Origin of the sequence: Fictibacillus sp. B-59209 (assembly GCF_036216745.1) — a bacterium.
GTDB classification, from domain to species: domain Bacteria; phylum Bacillota; class Bacilli; order Bacillales; family Fictibacillaceae; genus Fictibacillus_C; species Fictibacillus_C marinisediminis.
The window spans coordinates 66826-83539 of record NZ_JARMMC010000002.1; the positions used below are offsets into that span (position 1 = coordinate 66826).

A 16714-nucleotide genomic window follows, 5' to 3' on the forward strand; every position below is an offset into this window, starting at 1 on the left:
GCAGGCAAAAACCACAACAAAAAAGCGTTCAGAACATGGAAAGTAACGTTCTGAACGCAAAAACAAAGCATTTTTACTCCAATTCATCATCAAAAGGACCAGAAAAGAATGGTGCCAGGCACCGGGATTACACAAGTGTGTAATTCGGGTGCCTGGCACCATTATAGTTAACTAGCCCTCAACTAACACAAGGGATTTGTCGTCGTAGTTGCGTTCGATGTGCTTCTCGCCCCATGCACACAGAGAATCGAGGATCTCCTGAAGGGACCAGCCGTAATCGGTAAGATAGTACTCCACTTTCGGCGGGATCTGCTGGTAGATCTTGCGTTCGATCACACCGTCTGCTTCCAGCTCGCGAAGCTGCTGAGTCAGCATCTTTTGTGTGATTCCAGGCATGGAACGCTTCAGTTCACTCGTTCTTTTTGTTCCTTTTGTAAGGTGGCAAAGAATAACGACCTTCCACTTGCCCCCGATCACTTCCAATGCTGCTTCAACCGGAATGTTATATTTCTTCATTTGCCTTCCTCCTCTTACAGTTACTTTTTTATACTATAGTTCAAAATGAACCCTATAATCGATATTAAACCGTATAAGACTTCTCGTATCATACCATAGGATTGCTTCTGTTTCAATGCCTCCTGTATAGGCACCTTCAAGTACCTATAGCACCACCGGGTTCCTAGCGTACCCAGAAGTGGCTGTGGTACCTGAAAGTGCGTACTTCTCAATACTTCCGCTATGCTCCATAATAACCCTAGTCAGCCGTACAGAACATTGGGCGCCTGTGCGATGGATATGCTGGCCACACTCATTTCTATCATGTTGAAGGGGGATTTATTATGGTTTCATATACTGTTTCACATAAAACCCAGCCATCAGAGAAAAAAGGAACGTTTGCGCTGCTCGCTCTTGCGATTAGTGCATTCGGAATTGGTACAACAGAATTTGTGCCAGTTGGCCTGCTTTCTTCTTTGGCTGATGACTTAAATGTTTCAATTACACTTGCTGGATTGCTCATTTCCGGTTATGCACTCGGTGTTGCATTCGGTGCTCCCATTCTGACTGCAGTTACTAGCCGTTTAAACCGGAAAACACTTTTGCTTCTTCTCATGCTCGTATTTATTGTCGGAAACACGGCGGCCTCGTTAAGCCACAGCTTTGCTTTATTGCTAGCAGCCCGTGTCATTACTGCTTTTTCACATGGCGTATTCTTTTCAATCGGATCGACCATTGCAGCTGATCTTGTCCCGGAAAATAAACGGGCAAGTGCCATTGCTATCATGTTTACAGGTCTTACCGTAGCGACCGTAACCGGCGTGCCGCTCGGAACCTTTATCGGCCAGACGTTCGGCTGGAGAGCAACTTTTGCTGCCGTTGCCTTGCTTGGTGTCATCGCCTTTATCGCTAGTCTATTTTTGATTCCTAACAATTTAAAAAGTGCTTCAAAAGCTTCTTTCAGTGATCAATTCAAGCTGATCACCAACGGAAGACTGCTTCTTGCGTTTTCTATTACATCGCTTGGCTACGGCGGAACATTTGTAGCCTTTACATTCTTGGCACCTATTTTAGAAAAAATTACAGGCTATCATCCTAAATCAGTAAGTATCATTCTGCTTGTATACGGGGTAGCAATCGCCATCGGAAATACGATTGGTGGAAAAGCAGCAAACAAGAATCCAATCCGTGCCTTGCTTTGGATGTTTGTTATCCAGGCCATCGTAATGTTTGTTCTTTTCTTTACCGCTCCTCTAAAAGTGGCCGGAACAGTAACGATCGTCATCATGGGACTGTTTGCATTCATGAATGTGCCTGGCTTGCAGGTATATGTTGTGCAATTGGCTGAAAAATATGTTCCATCTGCTGTCGATGTAGCTTCTGCCATCAACATTGCAGCGTTTAATGTCGGGATCGCAATTGGTGCCTACGTCGGCGGACTTGTCGTCGATTCCATCGGCTTGATTCATACGCCATGGGTTGGCGGACTGATGGTCGTTGGTGCTGTCCTGCTCTCTGCATGGAGCGGAGCGTTGGAACGAAGAACAGTGAAGAAATAAGGAAAGGGGTTGTCCAGAAAGTCGAAAATTGACCTTCAGGCGGCCCCTTTTTGGCTTGAAAAATCNNAGTGGAAGATGCGAGACTCCTGCGGGACTAGCGTGACAGGTGAGACTCCCGCTGGTGCTTGCACCAAGAGGCTCACCGCACGCCCCGCGGAAAGCGAGTAGCCTGGAACGGAAATCAACAGCTTACAGACTTCTTGGACAGCCCCTTTTTTGTATATTTTGGTCAGTGCTGAGATGTCGATAGTTTACATAACATTCTTTTCGCGGGTATTTTGCTTATTTTGGCGGGTTAACCGTTCATTTCCGCTGGTAAATCTCATGCCGTTCTGCCCGGCTTCTAAGCTTCAATAGAGCTTGCTTCCTCCATGATTTTACGGCGTGTATGCTCACTCCCTCTTCCTCTGCAATTTCGGCTTCTTTCATCTGGAGGAAGATCTTTTTAACCACCCATTTCCGCTGGTTCAGGGTCAGATCTGACAGATACATCTCCAATACTTCATTTTCAAGGGGAAGAACGCCCCCTTCAAAGGGTATGGTTTCTGTAAGCTCTATGCTGAACCCGACATGTACGGCTTTATATTTGGCTTCCTTTTTTAATTGCTCGAGCATTTTTCCTCTAACCGTGCGATAGGCAAATGGACCAAAGTCTCCTTTATTTTGGTCAAACCGCTTGAATGCTTCCCAAAGACCAATAAGTCCTACTTGGTAATACTCATCATAACGCCCGGTAACACCAAGGGACTGGATTTGCGATTTAATCAATGGATCGAACTGAAGAGAGAGATTTTCGAAACTGGTTTTCATCTTATTTCATCCTTTAAAAAAGACACGTGCCTTACGTTTTATTCCGCCGGTAATCTAAACATAAAGCTCCATTTTCAGGCTGTCATATGATCAAAAGGGCAAAACCGTACGGGTAAAAGGGATGAAAATGATGTTTTCGAGAGGGGTAATGGAGGTTTTCAAAAGGTCATGATTAGGGGTTTGGTTATTTTCATTTATTTTTTATAGAGATGCCTCTTTTTTCACGGAACTTGCTATTTATAGGTGAAAGGAGGTGATGGACATGGCAACCACAGCAATCCAGGATACACAGCTTCGCATGGTGTTTGATGCAGGGATGGATGGCGATAAGCAGCTGTACAAAAACAAAAATTTTTCCAACGTAAAAACCTCTGCTTCGGCTGATCAGCTTTATGCGGTAGCAAACGCTCTTTCCCCTCTTCAGCAGCTGCCTTTAATCTCTGTTGAACGCAATGACTCACACAGCATTTATGCGTAAAAGACTATGAAAAACCAGGCATGATTCTATGGAAAGGAGGATACCAATATGGCTAAAACGTTGGAATTGCAGTTCCTTAACGAACAGGACAAAACGGTGACGATTTCCCTTGATGCTCCGAAAGAACCAGTGGATCCGGCTGCTGTCAAAGCCGCCATGGATACCATCATCGCCCAGAACATCTTCGTTTCGAACGGCGGAGATTATGTGAAGAAGAAGGGCGCCCGGGTCACGGACCGCACTTCAAGCGATATCGTTCTTCCATAACAGCGCAGTATGAACAAACCCCAATCGGCCGTCTTGCTGGTTGGGGTATCCTGCTTATAGGAGGTTAATAAAATGGAATCGTGGCTCTCTTTCGTAAGCGATGTTGGCTTTCCAGTGGTGGTGACGCTGTATCTTCTGCACCGGATCGAAGGCAAATTGAATACACTGAACCACTCCATCCTGTCCCTGGCCGAACGGGTGCAAAGATAGCACAAAAAAAGCCTTGTCCTCCTGATATGGAGAGCAAGGCTTTTAATTATTGCTGAAGAGTTTTGGCAAGGGCAATTGCACCGCACAATCCGGCATTGTCGCCCAGCCCCGGCGGTACGATGAAATCTTGAATGTTTTCCTCGGTAAGCTGCGGATGCTGTACATAGCCGTTGAGCGTATCCAGCACTTTTTTGCGGATGAGAGGGAAAAGCTGTTCCTGCTTCATCACGCCTCCGCCAAGAACCATCTTCTTCGGAGAAAGAATAAGAATGTAGTTTACAAGAGCCTGGGAGAGATAGTGGGCCTGATATTCCCAGACTTTTTCTTTGCCTGCAAGCTCGATGCCCTTCTGGCCCCATCTCTTTTCAAGAGCCGGCCCTGCCGCCATTCCTTCCAAACAGTCTTTGTGGTACGGACAGCTACCTTCAAAATGATCTTCGGGATGTCGTCTGACTAAGATGTGTCCCATCTCGGGGTGAGTCAAACCGTGAAGCAGCTTGCTCTCTGTGATGGCGCCGACTCCAATGCCCGTTCCGACGGTCATGTAAATGCAGGAGTCCAAGCCTTTCGCTGCTCCCCATTCCAGTTCACCGAGCGCGGCTGCGTTCACATCCGTATCAAAAGCCACCGGAACGAGAATGTGCTTCTGAATTTCTCCAACCAGGTCGTACTGGGCCCATTGCGGTTTTGGAGTACTTGTGATGTAGCCATATGTTTCGCTGTTCTTGTCTAGGTCAACAGGTCCGAACGATCCGATGCCCATCGCACTGATCTCTTTATCGCGGAAAAAATCAACCACCTGGCCGATCGTTTCTTCCGGAGTGGTTGTCGGTATGCTGATCCGCTCAAAAACCTCTCCGTTTTCATCACCGATACCGCAAATAAACTTCGTGCCTCCCGCCTCTATCGCTCCGAGTCTCATTCCATTACCTCCTATTATTGGTGCCATCTTATTGGTGCCAGGCACCGCTTTTTGACATTTATGTAAGAGAGGGTGCCAGGCACCGGCCGTTACACACTTGTGTAATGGCGGTGCCTGACACCCTGTTAATTCTTAGCTGCTGTGTGATGTTATGAAAGATGCGTTTCCTTTAAGAGAGAATTTCTTTACGGTAGATGGAACGATGAAATGGTCTCCCTTCTTGAACGAAGATGTCCCATTTTGCGTCTCGATCTCCCCTTCTCCGTCAAGAACGCTGACTAGAAGATACATAGGGTTCTCCAGGTCCAGCGCTGTGCCGTTTAATGCCCAGTGGTAAACGGTAAAATAGGATTCTTTGATCAGTTTTTTCACTGTCAGATCTCCCTGTTTGTTTTCAACAGGCTGGAAGTGGGCGTCCTCATGGGGAATCATCGCCACTTCAATTGATTGCTTAATATGAAGATCTCTTGTGTTGCCTTGAGCGTCTTTACGGTCATAATCGTAAACTCTGTATGTTACGTCAGAGCTCTGCTGGGTTTCAAGGATCATCGTCCCTGCCCCGATGGCATGAATGGTGCCGTTCGGAACATACACGAAGTCACCCGGCTGTATTTTTATTTTACGGAGAAGCTTGTCCCACTGCCCGTTGTCTACCATCGCCTGAAACTCATCCTTGGATTTTGCATGATGGCCGTAAACGAGCTCGGATTCTTCCTCGCAATCTATGATATACCAGCATTCGGTTTTTCCAAACGCCTCATGCTCTACTCGCTGTGCATATTCATCATCTGGATGCACCTGAACAGAAAGATCTGTTTTTGCATCCAAAATTTTAACGAGCAGCGGAAAGTCGTCACCTTCCTGACCGGCAAAAAGCCCCCTGTGCTTTTGCCACGCCTCGTCCAGTGTCAAACCTTTAAGCGGACCATTCAATATAGTGCTTGGACCGTTCGTATGAGCAGAAATCCCCCAGCATTCACCCGTCGTCTCTGACGGAATCTCATAGCCGAAAGTCTCTCTTAGCTTTGTTCCTCCCCATATTCGGTCTTTAAATACCGGCTGCAAAAAAATCGGTTCCGCGTACATACCAACATCCCCTCATAGTTTCATCCAATACAATAGATACAGCTTCTATTTTACATTATTCCTGGGGGATAGTGAAACGTAGAGAGGAGGATTATCTATGGAAAATAAACACATTGCTGCTTAGTTTTGATAGAGGGTCACCCGCGGCCATACAGCAGTCCAATCTTTCTTTCGCAAGCGTTGTTCGTAAATGGCGTAAAACTCCCTTGATTCTTTAAAAAGTTGGGTAGGCCTCACTTCCATGGCAAGCACATCTTCCATTCCGCAGGGAGCTGTTATAAGGAGCCGATCCTGTTCGTCCAGTTTCGCTCCCAGAGCCGTTGGCGTTTCAGGGAATTTAGAAATAGCGTCCTCTGAAGAAACGTACGGCTGCAGATTATTGATCACATGCATCCTCGCCTGGTTTTTCACGGACCAGGGAACTTCCGGCATAAGCATTCTTAGCCTATCCTCGAGTACTTTTTCTTCACTTTCTTTCGGATGTTTCGGGTCAAAATAAATGACATCCACATCTTGAAGGGGTGTCTTTTTTTCAAATCCATGAAGTGCATCCCAAATCGCTGAACGGATCGCTCCCGCACATACCCACCAATCGGGCAGCTGCAGCGTCTTGACCGCTTTTAATATCTCCATCAACCATGGATCATTTTCAAGGAAACGCTCGACATCTTTCTGATTTCTAAGGCTCATCATTTCTCTCCTTTTTAGACATAAAAAAAGCAGCTGCAGTTTTGGCTTCGATGCTTTATTTCACTTGAGTTATCGTCAGTTTATAGCTTTGCGTACTCCAATGATTGTTTTCTTCGTAAATTTGCAGATAGGATGTTCCAGGCAACACGGTATACGTAAAGGACTCAGTGCCGTTCAATCCTCTGTCGTTTGTCCTTCTGGCATCGGCAGGCTCTCCCTTAATGGTATGATCCATCCAGACTGTGCCGTCCATTCCGGAAACTCCGCTCAGTTCCGCCTTTACCGTCATTTTTTTGGTTGAGGAAAATTTAAACCAGTCACTGTCCATCGGCATATGATAGCTGTCGCTGTATGTCTTGCCCAGCTTGATAGATTTTGCCTTCCCCCTGCTGTTGCCTGCGTCTGCTATGATTTTTGGAAGCTTATCAGAGAGCCCTCTGTCAGCTCTTGCCCTTCCATAGCCAGCAACGATGTTCCAATAATCTTTATAAGCAGGCAGCCTGGTTGCGTTCTTTTCTAGCAAATATTCGATTTGACAGGGCGAATAATCCGGATGTTTGCTTAATAGAAGTGAAGCCACTCCACTAACTGCAGGGGCAGAGAATGACGTCCCGTTGACCGATTCAAATGATCCGGTTCGATTGGTGGTCCAGATATTCTCTCCCGGCGCGGTAAGATCAAGCCGTGGTCCATAGTTCGAAAAATCGGAGACACGATCTTTTTCATTGGTAGATCCAAACGCTAGTACTTCTGGGTAGGCAGCGGGATAACTGACCTTCATATGCTCGTTTCCTGACGCCGCAATCACTAGGATCCCTTTGGAGTATGCGGTTAAAATCATTTCATATACAAACTGGCTGTAATTTGTGCTCCCCATGCTGATGTTGATGATATCCGGTTTTTGGCTGATGGCGTACTTCAGCCCATCTAAAAAGTCAAACAGTGTTGCTCCTGTTGTGTTGCCGATTCTAATTGGCAGTATCTTTGCGTAAGGGTTGATGCCCGCCACTCCGGTAAGATTGTTGCTTTTGGCAGCAATGACACCGGACACCTTGGTGCCGTGGCCGAGCCTATCCATCGGATCAGCATCTTTTTCGTATGTATCGTAGCCTTTTAATGTCTGTCCTTTCAGATCAGGATGCCGGTAGTTTACGCCTGAATCCAAAACAGCGACGGTCACCTTTGAATGTTTTTTTGCTGCCTTAAGGTCGTCCCAGGCCCGCGGCACCCCCATTCTTGGCAGTGACCATTGTCTGGCATAGAGCTTGTCATTCGGCTTAGAAAATGCTGTGAAAGTAAAATTCGGTTCAGCGGCTTCTACCAATGGAGAATTGCGAATCCTGTCCAGTGCAGCCTGATAGTTAGCTGTATGCGGCAGCTCGATCGTATATATATTTTCCTTCTGCAAGTTGGCAGATGTGTTCTTGATTCTGTAGCTTTTCGCAAGCACAGCAGCAAACTGTCTATTTTTTAATTTAACGATAATCTGGCGGTCGTGAATGCCGGTTGTTTCATTGTCTGCAGCTGACAGAAAGGCGGAAGTCCTGTTTTCCTTTGAAAATGAACTGAGTTTGCGGTCCAGCATTTCCTGGTCATACGCTTCAGCAGAGATTGAAAAAAGCAGCAATAACAATACTGCCAGCAGGACCGTTGCCAGCGTCTTCTTTAACTTATTTTTCATTGTCCCTCCGTGCAAAAATATGTAAATTCATCTATAATTTTACCTTATTTTAGCAATGTAGCAAGAGGTAATGTCGGTGCCGGTAATGTCGGTGCCTAATGTCGGTGCCTGGCACCGGTGTTACACACATATGTAAAGGAGGTGCCTGGCACCTCTCCCTCTTAGCTCTTATATGTTTTGCTTCCCCAATAAAAGATGCTGTGCCCGTTCCATCTGATTCTCTCAGCCTTCCCGTTGTATCGTTGTTCGTAATGAAGATGCGCTCCTGTAGAACCTCCCGTGCTTCCAACCGCTCCAATCTTTTGGCCTTGCGTAACCTTCTTTCCGACAAAAACATTTATGGCACTCAAATGTCCGTATAAAGTCTGCCAGCCTCCGCCATGATCAATAACAATGTATCTTCCATAACTTCGGTTTCCTAGATTTTTAACTTTAACTACTTTTCCCGCAGCTGAAGCGATCACCGTATCTCCCTCATCATACAAACGGTTTAGATCAACCGCATTTTGAGGGTTATGGTTCATTCTCGTTTGCCCGATCCAAACTTGTCCTTCTGGAAACGGTATCCGGAAAACCGGTGAAGCGTCTACCTTCTTAAATGGGGTTTCGAGCAAAACAGCAGCCGTACACAGCGGAATGATAAAGAAAAACATTAGTTTTACTTTTGGCATCTGTTTGGATTCTCCTTTTCAAGTTAATGGGGTGTGAATTCACTATGTAATTGGAATATCTTCTTTTAGGGTGCAGTAAAATCCAAAAATTACTGATGGGAAAAATGTGTAAAAAAAATGGTGCCAGGCACCGCGCATTACACACTTGTGTAATGGAGGTGCCTGACACCAAAATATTAGATGATTCCTTGTTTTGCCAAGGATGATTGAGGGCTGTTTTTTGAAACTAAACTCAAAAGAATGTACGCCGCAAGCGAAAGAACGACCGGCAGGACTACAGTATGCATTCCCCACAAATTAGGGGCAAAGGTATCCAGAAGGATGTAGGAAAGCACACCTGTAACGATGGACCCCACTGCACCTGCTGCATTTCCTCTCCTCCAATAAAGACCGAGGACGACAGGCCATATGAAAGCTGCTTCCAATCCTCCGAAAGAAAACAGGTTCAGCCAAATCAGCAAATCTGGAGGATTCAGAGCCATGATGAATACCAGAATTCCGATGATGGCAGTCACTGAAAAACTAAGCCGTTTAACCGATTGCTGGCTGGCTTCCGGTTTGATGTAATTAATATAGATATCCTTAACAATCGATGAGCTTACGATCAGCAGGATGGCGTTCACTGTCGACATGACAGCAGCAAGCGGTGCTGCGAGCACGATACCCGCAAGCCACCCTGGCAATACTTTCAGTGCGAGCATCGGCATCACCTTATCACCGATTTCCACTCCTGGTATGACAACTCTCGCAAACACTCCGGTCAAATGCATCCCAAGCATGATAAATCCGACGACAAACGTCCCGATGATCATGGCCTGATGCATCGCTTTTGAATTCCTATAGGACATGGCCCTGACAGAGATCTGCGGCAGGCCGACCACTCCAACCCCTACAAGCAGCCAGAATGAGGAAACATAAAGCGGCGTCAAAGACTTGTCTGCTCCATACGGTGAGATCAAGTTCGGGTTTTCAGCAGCAAGCGTTGAAATGATATGAGGAACACCTCCGCCAGCTATAATGGTTCCCGCGAGTATAACGAGCGTGCCGATAAACATGACGATTCCCATTAGGGTATCCGTGATTACGACTGCACGAAAGCCGCCCGCTATGACATAAACAAGAACGGAAAACGAAAAAATCAGCAGTGCCACAGGGTAGGAAACACCAGTGAATGATTCGATGAGCCGGCCGCCGCCTACCCACTGCGCAGCCGTTGCAGAAAACAAGAAGATGCTGATGCTTGCCGCGGAAAAAATAACGACCCATTTGTTTTCATAGCGTGCTTTTAGAAAATCAATAAGCGTGACTGCGTCGATCTTCCTGGCGACAATCGCAAACTTTTTCCCCAGAACAGCAAGGGTAAAATATCCGGTCACAAGCTGCGCCATCGCCAGCAGCACCCAGCCAAGCCCGAGCTTATACGCGATGCCGGGCCCGCCAATAAAGCTGCTCGCACTTCCGTAAGTCGCTACCATCGTAAGGGCTAGAACGAAGCCCCCGAGGTGCCTGCCTCCCAGGAAATAGTCCTGTAAAAACCCCGAACCACTCTGTACCTGGCGGGAGGTATAGATTCCGACGACAAACATTCCGATCAAAAAGGCAAGTAAAGGGATGACCACTTCCCAGTTCATCGCTGCTCCTCCTTTAGGTTCTGCCGTTCAGGTTCACCTTCAAAAGGGACGTCTTTGAAGAAAAATTTGACCATGATGTATACCAAAATAGAAAACACAATAAAACCGGCGACACAGCTGTAGAAGAACCATGCCGGCAAACCCCATATGTAGTGATACTCCTTAACCGGTTTCCCGCCAAGCCCGTAGGCAAATGCGTACCACCAGATAAAGTTCAGAACGGCTAGCCCGATGCCCATCAGCGCTTCCCGATTGGATATTTTAAATCGCGGATCCATCTCAACAGCTCCTTTCAGAATCCGTCAGTTTTTGTAGATCAATGTGTCTATTATGCCATAAAATACTGTCATTATCTCGGTGGTGCCCTCTTTGTGGTGCCAGGCACCACGTTTTGACACTTGTGTAAGAGCGGTGCCTGGCACCAAAAATAAAACAGCCTAGCTATTCGAAGCTACGCCGTTCGTATTCCTTATTTGATCGGCTCGATTGGGCCGCGCAGTTCCCCGCCCGGACTAAACTCCGAATAAACATTCACATAAGCATTTCCTTCGATGATCTCTTCCACAAGCCTAGACAAGGGCATTCCTTGAAGTGGTCCAATTAAATCATTACTGGTTATGCTCCCTGTTACAATCCCTGTATTTAAGCTGATGCCAGGTTTTATAGAGCCAAGAAGATAAGCGGTAACGGGACCGTTTTTCCCTGGTTGTCCTAAATGAATGCGCGCTTGAGTTAACTTCCTTAAATTATTAACCTGAAGCCGATAGTGCAGCTTGGTTCCATTGGAGCTTAGGACAAATTCTGTGGTGCCTGATGCCCGGGTGCCAACAGGGGGAACCACATGGTCGCCTTTTAACCTGCATAAAAAATTTTTCAACAACAATCCAACCACTCCTTTCCGATAGCTATTGACAGTATATTCAGGAAAGGAAAATAAGCTTGTTTATTCATCTAGAATTTTCAAAAAATAATTTTTATCGAGGTCAAATCGGTTGGTGGATTCTAGCGCATTTCCCGGGACATTTTTTTACAAAAACAAACAAAGAAATGTGATTCTTCACTTTTCTCGTAAAAACTCTGTAAAAACTATCAAAATTGTCAAAAAATATACTATATATTGAGAAAATTCAATAGACACTGTCCTATATCTAGTATAAAATGGGAATATATAGTGATAGTTACCTGGACGTGAAGTTATAAAACATTTTTCTGTATAGGGGGAATGGATATGACTCATCAAAATATAATAAAATTAAAACTTGAGATCGATGCCATCCGCTTAACTATGTACGTAATGAGCACCCGCGTAAACAACCTTGCAGACCCGCTTCTTGTACAGTTAAGCCAGCTGCTAGACCAAAAACTAAACGAATTGAATCAATGTGCATAAGCTGTCACCCTATTTTGGGACAGCTTTTTTAGTTGGGTGCCTTTAGTGGGTGCCAGGCACCGCGTTTTGACACTTGTGTAACTGCGGTGCCTGGCACCCACTACGAATGCTAGTCTATGAACCGTTTACGTATGTCCGGTGTGGGGATCATGCAGTGGTCCTTTTTGCCGAACCATCTGTAACGGTTCTTGGCAATCCAGGAATATAGCCCATCGCGTAGCGGCTTAGGGATAACAACAAGAATATAGGCCACACTCCACAAGCCCCCGAGATCTCTCGCAATCTCAAGAGCTGCCGTTGATCTTTGATAGATAAGGCCCTTTTTTATATAAACGAGACTTTCAAAATCTTGTACAGGAAGGAATTCACTGATCAGCCCCTGGCCGGCATCCGATTGCAGGGAGCCAAATGAAATTCGCCCCTTCTTATCCTGTCTGATCAAAAAATTAACGATTCCGTTGCAAAAATTGCAGACGCCATCAAACAGCAAAATTGAGCCGTCCCTTTGCTTATCCCTCATGCTTGCCCCTCCCCTTCCTTACTTAAGATTCAAACCGTTACTTAAAACCAGCTCGTATGGACGTTCGCCTTTTGTATTTAGTAATTCACGCGCATGCCCTTCACCACAAGGGGAACAAAAATGAAGCTCGCAGCCCTCCAGTTCTAGTACAGCACATTCCGCCTGAAGGCCTTCATTGGTATATCCGGTACCTGCGGACAATCCTAGCCAGTCCTGCCAGAGCGAGGATGTTTTCTTCGCATCCTCTACAATGATGGACAAATGATTCATTTTCAAATCCCCTGCCGGATGGCTGCCGATGATACCTTTCTGCCGAAGGTCCGTTTCCCGATCTTTGTCCGGCTGCAGCCAGTCTATGAAAAATGGAGGCAGCAGCTTATCTTCGCTATCATGATTGGTTATGAAAAGCAGCTTCCAGCCTAGAATGCTTCCATCCTGTCGTTTGCGGCTTCCTGGAAGCAGCCTTGTCTCTAACCCTTTCTTCTCCAGCTGCACCTTTACCTCTTCTATTCGATTGGTGCGGATCGCAAACTGGCCTGGTCCCTGTTTGTCAGGCAAATCGCGCAGAAGCTGGCCGATCAAAGGGTTTTCCTTCGCCTGCTGGGCAATCTGCCCATTTTCAACAGCTAAAAACTCTACATAACTCAAGCCAAAATAGCAGAGTGCATTGAAGGTTCCCCAATTTTTATGGCTCCCGCCCTGAGAAGCGTAGAGACCTTGTTTTTTTAAAGCATCAATATGATTATTCAGTTCTTTATCGGTAAAGTACACAAGATGGTCAAACGCGAATGCCATGTTAACTCCTCCCGAAACTTTTATCTACTCTAAAATTACCAAAGTTGAAGGCAAAAGGAAAAAAATTGGTGCCAGGCACCGCGATTACACACATGTGTAAAGACGGTGCCTGGCACCAATCGAACCAATTAAAGGAATTTACGCGGTCTGCTCATTACCTGCTTTTTTGCTGACAGCAAGCGGACGTGTAAGGGCACTGACGATGAGAAGGACGATGATGTTGACCAGCAAGGCGACGATGCCGATGTTCAAATCTTTGACTGCTTGGGGGAGCATAGGCAGCAAGATTGCGAGCGTTGTTCCTTTGATAGAAACATAGGCCACCACGGCTACACCGCAGGCAATGCCGGCAAACGCTCCCTGCTTGGTCACGAAGGGCTTTTTCGCCAGACTGAACAGCAGCGCCGGGAACAGCTGGGTAACGAGGCTGTATCCCATCAGCAGCAGCGTAACGATAGTATCTCCGCCTTTAAAGGTGAAGAAAACGGCGATGAGCGCCATGACCGGCACAAGGTATTTTGCCAGCTTGGCCACTTGCTTGTCCGTTGCAGAAGGTGACACGACTTTATAAACATTTTTCGCAAAAAGGGTAGAAGCCGCCATGAGTAGCAGCGAACCTGGAACCAAAGCGGTAAGCAGTCCGGCCGCTCCGATCAATCCAATAATCCACGGATCGAACGTCTGGACAGCAAGCTTGAACAGTGAAAGATCGCCATCTGGCCCTTTCAATCCAGGAACTTTTAGGATCGCGGCAAATCCAACAAACATGACGAAAAGCAAGATGAGAGAATACAGCGGCATGAAGACTGCATTTTTGCGGAACACTTTTGCATTTTGAGCGGTAAAAGAGGAGGCAAACGTATGCGGCCACATATAAAACCCGAGGGCCGTCAATAGAACGGTAGAGATAAACCAGCTGACGCTCATACCTTCGCTCGGCAAAGCAAGAAAGCCCGGCCTTGCGGCTTCGATGGATTCAAACATGGGCTGAAAACCGCCGTAATGGTGGATGGGAAGATATATTCCAAGAAACAGTACGATCGCTAAAATCATGAAATCTTTTAAAACGGCCGTCCAGGCTGAACCGTGGATGCCAGAGATCATAACGTACACCGTCACGGTAATTACACCGATCCACACCGCGGCAACCGGCGAGATTTTTCCATATGAGGCTTCTGATACGATGATTCCCAACCCTTTCAGCTGCAGCACCAGATACGGAATCATAGCGACGATGCCGACAAGGGACACAAATACACCGAGGTAGGGACTTTTGTATTTGCTGACGAAAAAATCAGACTGTGACACGAGTTTGTTTTCATTGGCGTATTTCCAGATTGCGGGAAGCAAAAAGTAGGAAATGACATAGGCAAGTGCGCCGTATGCCAGTATGTATAATGACGGGCCGCCTTTTCCATACGCCCAGCCGCTTCCGCCAAGAAACGTAAACGTCGTGTAGATTTCTCCTGCCATTAAAAGGAACACGAACATCGTACCAAAACCCCGTCCCCCGACGCTCCATTGCTCGAGGTCCATATCTTTTCCCCGTTTGGCACGGACTCCAAGGTACAAGGACAGAATTAAAAACAATGCGAGTATGATCAGTGATGTGTTCATTTAGTGCTCCTCCTTGTTCACCGGATCTATTTTGTAAATAAGAGCCATCAAGGCGGCTGTTATCAAGACCCAAAGCAGGATCCAAAACATGAGGAAAGGCATACCCAGTACATAAGGTTCAACCTTGTTGGCAAAAACAAGCCCTCCAAACATCCCGATAAACGGCAATACTGCAATCCAATGAATCAGTTTCATGCGCCCGCCTCCTCTTCGTTTCTGTACAGTATTTTTTCGGCAGCCCGAACAAACATGGTGACCCCTTGCTCTAACGCATCTTCATCAATGGTAAAACGGGCGTGGTGATGCGGGTAGGTAATTCCTTTCGCCTTGTTGCCCGCGCCGGTAAAAAAGAAGCAGCCGTCCGCTTTTTGAAGGTAAGCAGAAAAATCTTCGGCAACCATATTCGGTTTCATCAATTCAACTTGCTCAGATCCGTATAGTTCTTCAGCTGTCTCGTGAAGGAAGCGCGTTACCTCATCCTGGTTGATCACTGCCCGGTACCCATTCTCGTAGCGGAACTCATAAGCTGCTCCATGAGCGTCGGTTATTCCTTTGATGACCTGCTCCATCAGCTTGGGTGCCTGTTCCCTGACCGCGGGGTTAAAGCTTCTGACCGTCCCGCAAATCTCCACAGAGCCAGGGATGACATTATGTGTCGTCCCGCCGGTAAACTTTGTAACAGAAAGAACAAGCTGCTCCAGCGGATCGGTGTTTCGTGAAACAATGTGCTGAAGGTTGGTCACGACCTGTGAGGCGATTGCAATGCTGTCGATCGTTTGATGCGGAAGCGCTGCATGGCCCCCTTTTCCGTGAACGGTCAGAAAAAACGTATCTGGTGCTGCCATCATAGGCCCATAAACAATCCCGATTTTCCCTACTTCAAGCGGTGACCAAAGATGGGTCCCAATTACAGCGTCTACACCGTCCATCACGCCTGCCTGTACCATCTCCTCGGCGCCACCAGGGTAAAGTTCCTCTGCATGCTGAAAAATAAAACGGATTTCGCCTTGAAGCTCGTCCTTTTTCTGAGATAAAATTTTAGCCGCTCCAAGCAGCATGGCTGTATGCCCGTCGTGGCCGCACGCATGCATGACACCAGGCCTTCGGGATACAAAATCAAAATCGTTTTCTTCCATAATCGGAAGTGCGTCAATATCCGCACGAATGGCAAGCACACGGCCGGGTTCATTGCCTGTCAGTGTTGCCATTACACTGTTCTTCGTTGGACGGGAAAGCTCAAGATTTCCAAACGATTGAAGCATCTGGTAAATAAATTGGGACGTCTGTTCTTCGCTGAATGACAGTTCCGGATACATGTGAAGATGCCTGCGCCACTTCACAACCTGATCTTTTACCCGCTGACTCTCCTTTACTGCTGTTAACGTTCTCATGATTCTCCCCCACCTTCCCATCGATATGAAGGCCATTATATAAGAAGATTAATAGTTTGAAAAGAATAAATATACCGATTTTTCTGATATTTTGACCCGTTCTCATGGTAGGGATGTACTAAGGCGGTGCCAGGCACCTCGATTACACAAGCATGTAACGGCCAGTGCCTGGTACCCACCGCCCCGTTTAATAATTATGATGTTTAGGGAAGATGATAAGAAAAAGGAGGCTGAGGATAATGGATGCGAAACGAGAAAACAACGGCGAACAAAATGACCTGCAACAGCAGGATCTCAGCAGTAATGAGGATTTTTCCCAAGACAAAGTATATGAGGAATTAGAATTTTCCGATCAGGCAGTCATCAGCGGTATCGTACATCATCTAGTACATCCGGGAGAAGCAGAAGAAGACTGCGAAGAAGAAACCACATAAAAAATGGTGCCAGGCACGCAAATTACACACTTGTGTAACAGCGGTGCCTGGCACCATGCATTTTGGC

The 16714-nt window shown here is 46.6% G+C and carries 21 protein-coding genes; 6 read left to right on the forward strand and 15 right to left on the reverse strand.

Features of this window, described 5'->3' with window-relative positions; all coding sequences use genetic code 11:
- Positions 1-171: 171 nt before the first annotated feature.
- Entirely contained in the window at positions 172-516 is a 345-nt protein-coding gene (locus tag P4361_RS00735; protein ID WP_053356546.1) for a winged helix-turn-helix transcriptional regulator, read from the reverse strand.
- Positions 517-839: 323 nt separating this feature from the next.
- On the opposite strand from P4361_RS00735, the gene P4361_RS00740 reads away from it, so the two are divergent.
- A complete protein-coding gene (locus tag P4361_RS00740; protein WP_328087843.1) occupies positions 840-2054 on the forward strand; it encodes an MFS transporter in 1215 nt (404 codons plus the stop codon).
- Between the two features lie 303 nt (positions 2055-2357).
- Here the strand turns inward: P4361_RS00740 and P4361_RS00745 are convergent, their stop codons facing one another.
- A complete protein-coding gene (locus P4361_RS00745; protein ID WP_328087844.1) occupies positions 2358-2864 on the reverse strand; it encodes a sigma-70 family RNA polymerase sigma factor in 507 nt (168 codons plus the stop codon).
- Positions 2865-3126: 262 nt separating this feature from the next.
- Between P4361_RS00745 and P4361_RS00750 the strand changes: the two genes are divergently transcribed.
- From P4361_RS00750 to P4361_RS00760, 3 genes are all read left to right on the forward strand, one after another.
- Positions 3127-3342, forward strand: a complete 216-nt coding sequence (locus tag P4361_RS00750) for a DUF1659 domain-containing protein (RefSeq protein WP_053356541.1) — start codon at positions 3127-3129, stop codon at positions 3340-3342.
- Positions 3343-3390: 48 nt separating this feature from the next.
- Positions 3391-3609, forward strand: coding sequence for a DUF2922 domain-containing protein (locus P4361_RS00755; RefSeq protein ID WP_053356540.1), 219 nt, complete (start codon positions 3391-3393; stop codon positions 3607-3609).
- A gap of 72 nt (positions 3610-3681) precedes the next feature.
- Positions 3682-3819: a YvrJ family protein gene (locus P4361_RS00760; RefSeq protein WP_328087847.1), complete on the forward strand. Its 138-nt coding sequence runs from the start codon at positions 3682-3684 to the stop codon at positions 3817-3819.
- 46 nt (positions 3820-3865) lie between these two features.
- Here P4361_RS00760 and P4361_RS00765 read toward each other — a convergent pair whose 3' ends face one another.
- The 8 genes from P4361_RS00765 to P4361_RS00800 all read right to left on the reverse strand — a co-directional run bounded on the left by P4361_RS00765 (position 3866) and on the right by P4361_RS00800 (position 11383).
- A complete protein-coding gene (locus tag P4361_RS00765) occupies positions 3866-4741 on the reverse strand; it encodes an ROK family protein (RefSeq protein ID WP_328087849.1) in 876 nt (291 codons plus the stop codon).
- A gap of 132 nt (positions 4742-4873) precedes the next feature.
- Complete coding sequence (gene manA / locus P4361_RS00770; RefSeq protein WP_328087851.1) at positions 4874-5827, reverse strand: mannose-6-phosphate isomerase, class I; 954 nt, start codon at positions 5825-5827, stop codon at positions 4874-4876.
- A 120-nt stretch (positions 5828-5947) separates the two neighbouring features.
- Positions 5948-6517, reverse strand: a complete 570-nt coding sequence (locus P4361_RS00775; RefSeq protein WP_328087853.1) for a nucleotidyltransferase family protein — start codon at positions 6515-6517, stop codon at positions 5948-5950.
- A gap of 55 nt (positions 6518-6572) precedes the next feature.
- Entirely contained in the window at positions 6573-8198 is a 1626-nt protein-coding gene (locus tag P4361_RS00780) for a S8 family peptidase (RefSeq protein WP_328087855.1), read from the reverse strand.
- A 161-nt stretch (positions 8199-8359) separates the two neighbouring features.
- The gene (locus P4361_RS00785) at positions 8360-8869 is read right to left on the reverse strand and encodes a M23 family metallopeptidase (RefSeq protein ID WP_091009453.1); all 510 of its coding nucleotides are present in this window, start codon (positions 8867-8869) and stop codon (positions 8360-8362) included.
- Positions 8870-9045: 176 nt separating this feature from the next.
- Positions 9046-10500 (reverse strand): sodium/pantothenate symporter, encoded by a 1455-nt coding sequence (gene panF / locus P4361_RS00790; RefSeq protein WP_091009449.1) that lies wholly within the window; start codon positions 10498-10500, stop codon positions 9046-9048.
- Positions 10497-10778 carry a YhdT family protein gene (locus tag P4361_RS00795; protein WP_062238416.1) on the reverse strand — a complete coding sequence of 94 codons (282 nt, stop codon included), beginning with the start codon at positions 10776-10778 and terminating at the stop codon, positions 10497-10499. The genes panF and P4361_RS00795 overlap by 4 nt, the downstream gene beginning before the upstream one ends.
- 191 nt (positions 10779-10969) lie before the next feature.
- Complete coding sequence (locus P4361_RS00800; protein ID WP_053356531.1) at positions 10970-11383, reverse strand: CHRD domain-containing protein; 414 nt, start codon at positions 11381-11383, stop codon at positions 10970-10972.
- Positions 11384-11728: 345 nt separating this feature from the next.
- On the opposite strand from P4361_RS00800, the gene P4361_RS00805 reads away from it, so the two are divergent.
- Complete coding sequence (locus tag P4361_RS00805) at positions 11729-11890, forward strand: Spo0E family sporulation regulatory protein-aspartic acid phosphatase (RefSeq protein ID WP_175501972.1); 162 nt, start codon at positions 11729-11731, stop codon at positions 11888-11890.
- A gap of 109 nt (positions 11891-11999) precedes the next feature.
- On the opposite strand, the gene P4361_RS00810 is transcribed toward P4361_RS00805, so the two are convergent.
- From P4361_RS00810 to P4361_RS00830, 5 genes are all read right to left on the reverse strand, one after another.
- Complete coding sequence (locus tag P4361_RS00810) at positions 12000-12410, reverse strand: thiol-disulfide oxidoreductase DCC family protein (RefSeq protein ID WP_328087857.1); 411 nt, start codon at positions 12408-12410, stop codon at positions 12000-12002.
- Between the two features lie 18 nt (positions 12411-12428).
- Positions 12429-13205 carry a VOC family protein gene (locus P4361_RS00815; protein WP_256225040.1) on the reverse strand — a complete coding sequence of 259 codons (777 nt, stop codon included), beginning with the start codon at positions 13203-13205 and terminating at the stop codon, positions 12429-12431.
- A gap of 138 nt (positions 13206-13343) precedes the next feature.
- The gene (locus tag P4361_RS00820) at positions 13344-14822 is read right to left on the reverse strand and encodes a sodium:solute symporter family protein (RefSeq protein WP_256225041.1); all 1479 of its coding nucleotides are present in this window, start codon (positions 14820-14822) and stop codon (positions 13344-13346) included.
- Positions 14823-15017 (reverse strand): DUF3311 domain-containing protein, encoded by a 195-nt coding sequence (locus tag P4361_RS00825; RefSeq protein ID WP_053356525.1) that lies wholly within the window; start codon positions 15015-15017, stop codon positions 14823-14825.
- Entirely contained in the window at positions 15014-16213 is a 1200-nt protein-coding gene (locus P4361_RS00830; protein WP_328087859.1) for a M20 family metallopeptidase, read from the reverse strand. Before P4361_RS00830 ends, P4361_RS00825 begins: the two co-directional genes overlap by 4 nt.
- A 239-nt stretch (positions 16214-16452) precedes the next feature.
- Here P4361_RS00830 and P4361_RS00835 point away from each other — a divergent pair, with 239 nt between their 5' ends.
- Entirely contained in the window at positions 16453-16647 is a 195-nt protein-coding gene (locus P4361_RS00835) for a hypothetical protein (RefSeq protein ID WP_256225043.1), read from the forward strand.
- Positions 16648-16714 lie beyond the last annotated feature (67 nt).